Raw genomic sequence first — 8,820 nt, forward strand, 5'->3', positions numbered from 1 at the left:
GCGGCTAATAGGCCGGGCCGCAGGGACGCGCAAGAGGAAAATCACGCCTCTGCCGCATCTTCCAGCCGAAGCTGGGGTTTCGCCCTGCCGTTCCAGTGGTTCAGCTCCAGCCGTCCGGTCAGGTGGAACCGCTTGTGGCCGGGGTTTTCCAGCGCGGGGCCAAGGGGCGTGTCAAACGCGCCAAAGGCCATGGCCTCCAGCCGGCCGCCAAGCCCGTCGCTGACCGTGAGGCGCAGGTGCTTCTCACCGATCTTGCGGCCCGCCACGGCCACATCGGCAAAGGCAAAACGCGGGGCAGGGGCCGACGCGCCGAAGGGGCCGGCGGCCTCGATCTGCTCGATCAGTTCGGGCGTCACCGCGCCGGGGGCCAGCAGACTGTCGATGTGCAGATCGCCGGGGCCGCTGTCGCCCGCGCCCTGACGGGCCAGCAAGTCGGCCAGCCGCGCCATCGCGGGTTCCAGCTTGGCGCGTTCCACGGTCAGGCCCGCCGCCATCTTGTGCCCGCCGCCCTTGACCAGAAGCCCTTCGGCGGCCAGCCGATGCACCGCCGCCCCCAGATCGACGCCGCTGATCGACCGGCCCGACCCCTTGCCGATGCCGTTTTCGAACCCGATCACAATGGCGGGGCGGTGGGTCGCCTCTTTCAACCGGCTGGCGACGATGCCGACCACGCCGGGGTGCCAGCCCTCTTCAGCCGCCCAGACCAGCGGCGAATCCAGCCCCCGCGCCTCGGCCTGCGCCATGGCGGCATCGCGCACCTGCGCCTCGATCTCGCGGCGTTCGGTGTTCAACCCGTCCAGTCGGGCGGCCAGTGCGGCGGCTTCTCGCGGGTCATCGGTGGCCAGCAATCGCGCACCAAGATCGGCCTGCCCGATGCGGCCCCCGGCGTTGACGCGCGGGCCAAGGACGAAACCAAGCGCATAGGCGGTGGGGGCCTGATCCATCCGGGCAATGTCGGCCAGCGCCTTCAGCCCCACCCGGTCGCGCCGCGCCATGACCTTCAGACCTTGGCGGACCAGCGCCCGGTTGACGCCGATCAGCGGGGCCACATCGGCCACCGTGGCCAGCGCTACCAGATCCAGCATCGCCATCAGGTCGGGGCCTTGCACGCCCTCTGACCGCAACTGGCGGTTCGCCTCGACCAGCATCAGGAAGACGACCGAGGCAGCACACAGATGCGCAAGGTCTCCGGTCTCGTCCTGCCGGTTGGGGTTCACCACGGCCAGTGCGGCAGGCAGGGTTTCGGCGCCAAGGTGGTGGTCCAGCACCACCACATCGCAACCCGCCGCCGCGATGGGCTCATGCGAAAGCGTGCCGCAATCGACGCAAAGGATCAGATCATGCGCCGCGCCCAGCGTCTGCATCGCGGGGACGTTGGGGCCATAGCCCTCATCAATCCGGTCGGGGATATACAGCGTTGCCTGTCGCCCCATCGCCCGCAGCCAGGTGATCAGCAGCGCGGCAGAGGTGCCGCCATCCACGTCATAATCGGCAAACACCGCGATGCGCTGGCGCGCCCGAACCGCCACCAGAAACCGCGCCGCCGCCTTGCCCATGTCGCGCAACACCAGCGGGTCCGGAAGCAGGTCGCGCAGTTGCGGGGCCAGAAAGGCCGCCGCGCCCTCTGGTGCCACGCCGCGCGCCACCAGCGTCTGGCACAGCGGCAGGGGCAGGCGGGTCTGTTGCGCCATCGCCTCGGCCAGACGCTCCGCCTCTGGCCCCGGCCCGACCCAGCGGCGGGCGGTCAGGGAATGGTCTACGTTGAGGAATGCGCGCGTTGTCATGCCATGGGGATGCAACAGGCCGAGGCGTGGCGCAAGGGGAACCGGCGAGCGGGGGCGCTTCGCCCCCCGCACCCCCAGAGAGTATTTTTGCCAAGAGGAAAGGTGCGGCTTCCTCTTGGCAAAAATACTCCCGCCGGAGGCATCAGACCTGTCAATCAGCGCGCTATCAAAATTTGATCAAATTTCTTGAACCTTACCACGTTTGATCATAACCTGATCCCCAAGCCCCGGATTCGGGGCAGCGCCCGGAGGTATGCCATGAACCAGATGATCACCAACCACCTGCCCACCGCCGAATTGCAGGCGCTGGATGCGGCCCACCATTTTCACCCCTTTACCGACCGCAATGCTCTGGCGAAAAAGGGCGCGCGGGTGATTACCTCGGCCGATGGCGTCTGGCTGAAGGACAGCGAGGGCCACAAGATCATCGACGGCATGGCCGGCCTGTGGTGCGTCAACATCGGCTATGGCCGCAAGGAACTGGCTCGCGTGGCGGCGCGCCAGATGGAAGAGCTGCCCTATTACAACACCTTCTTCCAGACCACCCATGTGCCCGCGATTGCCTTGGCGGCCAAGATCGCCGAGCTGGCCCCGGCGCATATGAACCAGGTGTTCTTCGCCTCGTCGGGGTCCGAAGCCAATGACACCAACATCCGCCTTGTGCGCCGCTATTGGCAGGTCAAGGGCAAGCCCGAAAAGCGCACCATTATCGCGCGCTGGAACGGCTATCATGGCTCTACCATGGGCGGTGGCAGCCTTGGCGGGATGAAGCCGATCCATGCCCATGGCGGCATGATCGAAGGTATCCACCACATCGGCCAGCCCGACTGGTGGAGCGAGGGCGGCGACATGACGCCCGAAGAGTTCGGCCTGCTGCGGGCGCGCGAGCTGGAGACGGCCATCGAGGAACTGGGCGTTGAAAACGTCGCGGCCTTTATTGGTGAACCGATTCAGGGCGCCGGTGGCGTGATTGTTCCGCCCAGCACCTACTGGCCGGAAATCCAGCGCATCTGCAAGAAATACGGCATCCTGCTGATTGCCGATGAGGTCATCACCGGCTTTGGCCGCACCGGCAACTGGTTTGGCAGCACCACCTTTGACATCAAGCCCGACATCATAACCATCGCCAAGGGCCTGTCCTCGGGCTATCAGCCGGTCGGCGGCTCGATCCTGTCGGACGACGTTGCCGAAGTGGTGGCCGAGGGCGGTGAGTTCTTCCACGGCTATACCTATTCGGGTCATCCGGTCGCCTGCGCGGTGGCCTTGGAAAACCTGCACCTGATGCAGGAAGAGCATGTGGTCGAGCATGTCGCCAATGTCGCCCATCCCTATTTGAAAGCGCGTTGGGATGCCCTGCGCGACCATCCGATGGTGGGTGAGACCAAGCTGGTTGGCCTGATGGGGTCGCTGGCGCTGACGCCGAACAAGGAAAAGCGCGCGAAATTCGCCGCCGAGGCCGGGACCGTCGGCTACAAGGTGCGCGAGCGGTGCTTTGCCAATGACCTGATCATGCGCCATGTCGGCGACCGGATCATCATTTCGCCCCCCTTGGTCATCACCACGGCCGAGATCGACATTCTGGTCGAGCGCGCGAAAAAGTCGCTGGATGAGGCCTATAAGATCGTCAAGGACGAAGGGCTGTTCGTTTCGGCCTGAGTAAATGGATTTGTCACCTGACAGGATACATGGCGCGGGGTAATCTCGCGCCATGTTTCATTTCAGGGATCCCCATGCTGTTGAATCGCCGTCATTTTCTTGCCGCCCCCGCCCTGTTGCTTTTGCCGCGTGCGGCGCTGGCCGCCACCTGCAAGCCCCTTGATCTGGCAAAGGGCATCGCCTTTCGTCGTCAGGATGGCAGCACCGGCCTTGCCAGGCGCGAGGCCGATGGTTGGGTGACAATTGACTATGTGACCAACCGCGGCGCCTGGATCGATCAGCGCCGGGTGAAGAACGGTGTTTTCGAGGTGCAGCGCATCGTCGAGGAAAGCGAGGAGCCGATGGTCGGCGCCTCGGCCCCCACTTTTACCTGGAGCCACAGCCCGAAGATCATCACCCCCGAGGACGGCGCAACTTGGGCCGGCACCGTGAAAGAGGAGGTGGAGGTCACGATCAGCGACGAGGCCGCGACCGTTGAACGCACCCGCGCGAAATGGAAGGCACAGTATCGCTGCTTTGATCCGCGAGAGGTGAAACTTTCGGGCTGCTTTTATCTGGCGCTGTCGGTCGAGGCCAGTTTCACCGGCAAGGGCAGCAGCCGCAGCCTGCGGTGGGTTTACTTCCCGCAACTGGGGCTGGGGCTGGAGACCGTGCGCGACGGCAAAGAGAACGGGATTACCGCGCTGACCCCTGCCTGAGGATGGGCCTTCCCTTGAGTTTGCCCGGCCTTGCCCCTACACAGGGGCAGACGAACAAAGGGGGACATGATGCGCATTCACAGCGACCTTGCAGACACCATCGGCAACACGCCGCTTTTGAAGCTGAAGCGGGCGTCAGAGCTGACGGGATGCAATATCCTTGGCAAATGCGAATTCCTGAACCCCGGCCAGTCGGTCAAGGACCGTGCGGCACTGTACATCATCCGCGACGCCATCGCGAAGGGGCAGCTGAAGCCCGGCGGGACCATTGTGGAAGGCACGGCTGGCAACACCGGCATCGGCCTTGCGCTGGTGGGGGCCAGCATGGGGTTTCGCACCGTGATCGTCATTCCTGAAACCCAAAGTCAGGAAAAGAAAGACATGCTGCGGCTGGCGGGGGCCGAACTGGTGCAGGTTCCGGCAGCACCCTACAAAAACCCCAACAATTATGTGCGCTATTCCGGCCGTCTGGCCGAGGCACTGGCGCGGACCGAGCCGAATGGTGCGATCTGGGCCAACCAGTTCGACAACGTGGCCAACCGTCAAAGCCATATCGAAACCACCGGCCCGGAAATCTGGGAGCAGACCGGCGGCAAGGTGCACGGCTTTATCTGCGCCGTTGGCTCGGGTGGCACGCTGGCGGGTTGCGGTATGGCCTTGCAGCCAAAGGGTGTAAAGATCGGTCTGGCCGACCCCGAGGGGGCGGCGCTGCATTCCTTCTATACCACCGGGCAGTTCGACAGCCCCGGCACTTCGATTACCGAGGGTATCGGGCAGGGGCGGATCACCGCGAACCTTGAAGGCTTTACGCCAGATTTCAGCTATCGGATCCCCGATGCCGAGGCGTTGCCGCTGGTGTTCGAGATGCTGGAGGATGAGGGCATCTGCCTTGGCGGATCGTCGGGCATCAACATCGCAGGGGCCATCCGCATGGCGCGCGACATGGGGCCGGGGCATACCATCGTCACCATTCTGTGCGATTACGGCAACCGCTATCAGTCCAAGCTGTTCAACCCGGCCTTCCTGAAGGAAAAGGGCCTGCCGGTGCCCGAATGGCTGGACCGCGCCCCGCGCGCCTTGCCGACCGTTTACGAAGACGCATGATCGCCGGGCTATTCCGCGCGCTGATCGTTGCACTGGTGCTGGCAAGCCCGGCGCTGGCGCAGGATCAGCCGGGCGACAAGGATTACAAGGCTTTCGACACCGTGGCCACCGGGGTCGAAGAGATGGTGTCGAAGCCCGAGGTTACGGATGAGCGTCTGGGCGATATGCGCGCCGAGATGGTCAAATGGCGCGCGACCTTTACCGCCGCTCAGGGCGTGAACGCCGATCAGATCACCACGCTGAAAAGTCAGATCGCCGCCCTTGGGCCACCGCCCGCCGAAGGGCAGGCCGAAGATGCAGCCATCGCGCAGCGCCGCGCCGATCTGACCGCCGCGCTGGCCAAGTTGCAAGCCCCGGTTCTGAGCGCGACCGAGGCCGCGACCCGCGCCGACAGCATCATCGGGGCGGTGGACAAGCAGATCCGCGAACGGCAAGCCGACAAGCTGTTGCGGCTGTCGCCCTCGGCGGCGAATCCGGTGAACTGGCCGGTTGCGGTCAATATGTTCCGCTGGATGGGCCAGTGGATCTGGGACGAGACGCGCTGGCGGTTCACCCGACCGCTCAATCTGGAGAAACTGCGCGACAACGCGCCGCTGATCCTGGTTCTGGTAACGGTTTCGGTTCTGCTGCTGGCCCGCGGTGCGCGCTGGATGCAGCGCTTTGCGGCTTTTGTTCTTCGCAAGACGCAGGCACGCGCCAACACTCTGATTTCCGGTTTTGTCTCGCTGGGGCAGATCGGGTTGCCGATTGTGGGCGCGGTTCTGCTGTGGATTGCGATGGACAGCACGGCGTTGTTCGGGCCGATCGTGCTGTCGCTGTTTTCCAATCTGCCGGGCTTTGTGCTGACCATCTTTGTGGCCCGCTGGCTGGCGTTGCGGTTCTTTCCCGCCAGCCCAGAGCAGGAAAGCCTGATCGGAATTGGCCCCGAAGGGCGCAGCGAAGGGCGGTTGCAGGCGGTTCTGCTGGGGGTGGCGGTCGCGCTTTATGATCTGGTCGAGGCCTGGATCGTGCCGCGCGCTTCGGATTATCTGGGCGGATCGGGCATCATGGCCGCTGACAAGGCGCAAGAGGTCGCGCAGATGACCGATGCCGCCATCTCGGTTCTGGTGGTGCCATTGCAGATTTTTGCGGCTGTGGCGCTGTTTCGTCTGGGCCAGATTCTGCATCGGCAGGGCACCACGGGTGCTGGCACGGATGAACCGCCCTTCAGCGCCCGTCTGGTCAACTGGGCCGGCACGGCTGCGATTGCCATTGCCGTGGTTGCGCCGACCTTGGGGGTGATAGGTTATGTCAGTGCGGCCAATGCGCTGATCTGGCCCGCGATCAACACATTGTTGCTGTTCGCGATGGTCGTGGTTTTGCAAGGCTTTATGGCAGAGCTTTACGTTACGCTGTCACGATCAACCGAGGCGCGGCATGACGCGCTGCTGCCGGTGCTGGGCGGCTTTGTGCTGGCATTGGCGGCGCTGCCGCTGCTGGCGCTGATCTGGGGGGCGCGAACTGTCGATCTGCTGGAATTGTGGAGTTCGTTCCGCACCGGGGTGTCGCTGGGCGGGGTGCAGATCTCGCCGACCAACTTCCTGATCTTGGCCGCGGTCTTTGGCATTGGCTATGCGCTGACGCGGGTTTTGCAGGGGGGGCTGCGGTCCTCGATCCTGCCGCGCACCTCGCTGGATCAGGGTGGGCGCAATGCGGTGGTGTCGGGCGTCGGCTATGCCGGGGTTATGCTGTCGGCGCTGGTTGCGATCAATGCGGCCGGGATTGACCTGTCCGGTCTGGCCATCGTCGCTGGTGCGCTGTCGGTCGGTATCGGCTTTGGCTTGCAGAACATCGTCTCCAATTTCGTCTCTGGCCTGATCCTGCTGATCGAGCGTCCGGTGTCCGAGGGCGACTGGATCGAGGTTGGCACCACCCAAGGCATCGTCAAGGCCATCTCGGTTCGCGCGACGCGGATTCAAACCTTTGACCGCTCTGACGTGATCGTGCCAAATTCGGATCTGATTTCGGGCCGGGTGACCAACTGGACCCGGTTCAACCTGACCGGGCGGCTGGTCTTGCAGATCAATGTCGGCATTGGCGCCGATATTGCCAAGGTTGAACAGATTTTGCGCGAAGTGGCCGAGGCGCAGCCCTTGGCCATTCTGAAGCCCGCGCCGCAGGTGGCGCTCATGGGGTTCGGCGCCAACCTGTTGAATTACGAGGTGCGGGTGATCCTGCGCGACGTGAACTTTTCGCTGAATGTGCGCACCGAAATGAACCGCGCCATCGTGCGCCGCTTTATCGAGGAGGGTATCGTCGTCGTGCCCGGCACGCCCGAAATGGTGGTGCATCAGGGCCATGGCTGGTCGCCAGCGCCCGCCGCCTCGCTGCCGCCCGATTTGCCCGACCCTGTGCCAGAGACACCTGCGACATGACCGACCCCCTGTTTCGCACCGACGCCTATCTGCAAGAGGCCACAGGCCAGGTGATCGCCCACACGCCCGAGGGTGGCATGGTGTTGGACCGCACGGTGTTTTACCCCACCGCAGGCGGCCAGCCCGGCGATTCCGGCCATGTTGAATGGGCGGGCGGGCGGTTGCCGGTTGCAACGGCGGTCAAGGTGGAGGGTGGACGCATCGCGCTGGTTCCGGCGGAACCCGCCGCCCTGCCGCCGTTGGGGGCAGAGGTGCGCCAGCGCATCGACTGGAACCGCCGCTATCGCCACATGCGGGTGCATACGGCGCTTCATCTGCTGTCGGTCGTCATTCCGCTGCCGGTGACGGGCGGCCAGATCGGCACCGACCGTGGGCGGCTTGATTTTGCCATGCCGGAACCGCCAACCGATATGCCCGCGCTGGAGGCGGCGCTGAACGCGCTGATCGGGCGTGATCTGGCGGTGACTGATAGCTGGATCACGAATGAGGAGCTGCTGGCCAATCCGGGGCTGGTGAAAACGCTGTCGGTGATGCCGCCGATGGGGCAGGGCCGGGTGCGGCTGGTGCAGATCGGGCAGGGCGCGGGTCAGGTGGACCTGCAACCCTGCGGTGGCACCCATGTTGCCCGCACCGCCGAGATTGGCCGGGTCACGCTGGGCAAGGTGGAAAACAAGGGCCGCCAGAACCGCCGTGTAACCCTTGTGCTGGAATGAGCTTATTTTGCGCGCCGGCCCCCTTGCCTTGCCCCCGATCCCCGCGCTAAAGAGCGCGCAACGGATCGGTGGCCGAGTGGTCGAAGGCGCACGCCTGGAAAGTGTGTAGGCGGGGAACCGTCTCTAGGGTTCGAATCCCTATCGATCCGCCACTTGCCCCCGCGAAAGCGTTCTCCCGATCCGGCTGTGGCCGGATTTTTTCGTTGTTTTCGAGGGTTATGCCGGTGGGGCTGAGCACCGGCGCCAGCGCCAAGCGGCCCGGAAGCGGTCTCTCGGGGCCCAAATTCTCCGGACCTCATGACTGCGCAGATATGGTGAATAGCCCGCATGACCTGCCCCCCGGAAGTTCCCTCGCTGTGATGTAGAGTCTGCCCAACCTGAGAAGGAGCAGACGACATGAGGAAAAGCCGTTTCACCGAGGCGCAGATTATCGGGATGATCAGGGAACAGG

The 8,820-nt window shown here is 64.5% G+C and carries 6 protein-coding genes and 1 tRNA gene; 6 read left to right on the top strand and 1 reads right to left on the bottom strand.

What is annotated here, in order from left to right; genetic code table 11:
• Positions 1 to 41 precede the first annotated feature (41 nt).
• Positions 42 to 1,784: a single-stranded-DNA-specific exonuclease RecJ gene (recJ, locus tag JI744_RS17535; RefSeq protein WP_202662471.1), complete on the bottom strand. Its 1,743-nt coding sequence runs from the start codon at positions 1,782 to 1,784 to the stop codon at positions 42 to 44.
• Positions 1,785 to 2,051: 267 nt separating this feature from the next.
• On the opposite strand from recJ, the gene JI744_RS17540 reads away from it, so the two are divergent.
• The 6 genes from JI744_RS17540 to JI744_RS17565 all read left to right on the top strand — a co-directional run bounded on the left by JI744_RS17540 (position 2,052) and on the right by JI744_RS17565 (position 8,521).
• Complete coding sequence (locus tag JI744_RS17540) at positions 2,052 to 3,440, top strand: aspartate aminotransferase family protein (protein ID WP_407927609.1); 1,389 nt, start codon at positions 2,052 to 2,054, stop codon at positions 3,438 to 3,440.
• 74 nt (positions 3,441 to 3,514) lie between these two features.
• Positions 3,515 to 4,138 (top strand): hypothetical protein, encoded by a 624-nt coding sequence (locus JI744_RS17545; protein WP_202662473.1) that lies wholly within the window; start codon positions 3,515 to 3,517, stop codon positions 4,136 to 4,138.
• 69 nt (positions 4,139 to 4,207) lie between these two features.
• A complete protein-coding gene (locus tag JI744_RS17550) occupies positions 4,208 to 5,242 on the top strand; it encodes a cysteine synthase A (protein ID WP_202662484.1) in 1,035 nt (344 codons plus the stop codon).
• The gene (locus tag JI744_RS17555) at positions 5,191 to 7,656 is read left to right on the top strand and encodes a DUF3772 domain-containing protein (protein WP_202662474.1); all 2,466 of its coding nucleotides are present in this window, start codon (positions 5,191 to 5,193) and stop codon (positions 7,654 to 7,656) included. The genes JI744_RS17550 and JI744_RS17555 overlap by 52 nt, the downstream gene beginning before the upstream one ends.
• Positions 7,653 to 8,369: an alanyl-tRNA editing protein gene (locus JI744_RS17560; protein WP_202662475.1), complete on the top strand. Its 717-nt coding sequence runs from the start codon at positions 7,653 to 7,655 to the stop codon at positions 8,367 to 8,369. Before JI744_RS17555 ends, JI744_RS17560 begins: the two co-directional genes overlap by 4 nt.
• A gap of 62 nt (positions 8,370 to 8,431) precedes the next feature.
• A tRNA-Ser gene (locus JI744_RS17565) sits at positions 8,432 to 8,521 on the top strand.
• The last annotated feature ends 299 nt before the right edge of the window (positions 8,522 to 8,820 follow it).

This window comes from Fuscibacter oryzae (genome assembly GCF_016765795.1).
Classification (GTDB): Bacteria; Pseudomonadota; Alphaproteobacteria; order Rhodobacterales; family Rhodobacteraceae; genus Fuscibacter; species Fuscibacter oryzae.

What these genes read in the sequence shown, in the direction of transcription:
- JI744_RS17560 (WP_202662475.1), top strand. Translation starts at nt 7,653, where the DNA reads ATGACCGACCCCCTGTTTCGCACCGACGCCTATCTGCAAGAGGCCACA.
- JI744_RS17545 (WP_202662473.1), top strand. Translation starts at nt 3,515, where the DNA reads ATGCTGTTGAATCGCCGTCATTTTCTTGCCGCCCCCGCCCTGTTGCTT.
- JI744_RS17550 (WP_202662484.1), top strand. Translation starts at nt 4,208, where the DNA reads ATGCGCATTCACAGCGACCTTGCAGACACCATCGGCAACACGCCGCTT.
- recJ (WP_202662471.1), bottom strand. Translation starts at nt 1,784, where the DNA reads ATGACAACGCGCGCATTCCTCAACGTAGACCATTCCCTGACCGCCCGC.
- JI744_RS17540 (WP_407927609.1), top strand. Translation starts at nt 2,052, where the DNA reads ATGATCACCAACCACCTGCCCACCGCCGAATTGCAGGCGCTGGATGCG.
- JI744_RS17555 (WP_202662474.1), top strand. Translation starts at nt 5,191, where the DNA reads ATGGCTGGACCGCGCCCCGCGCGCCTTGCCGACCGTTTACGAAGACGC.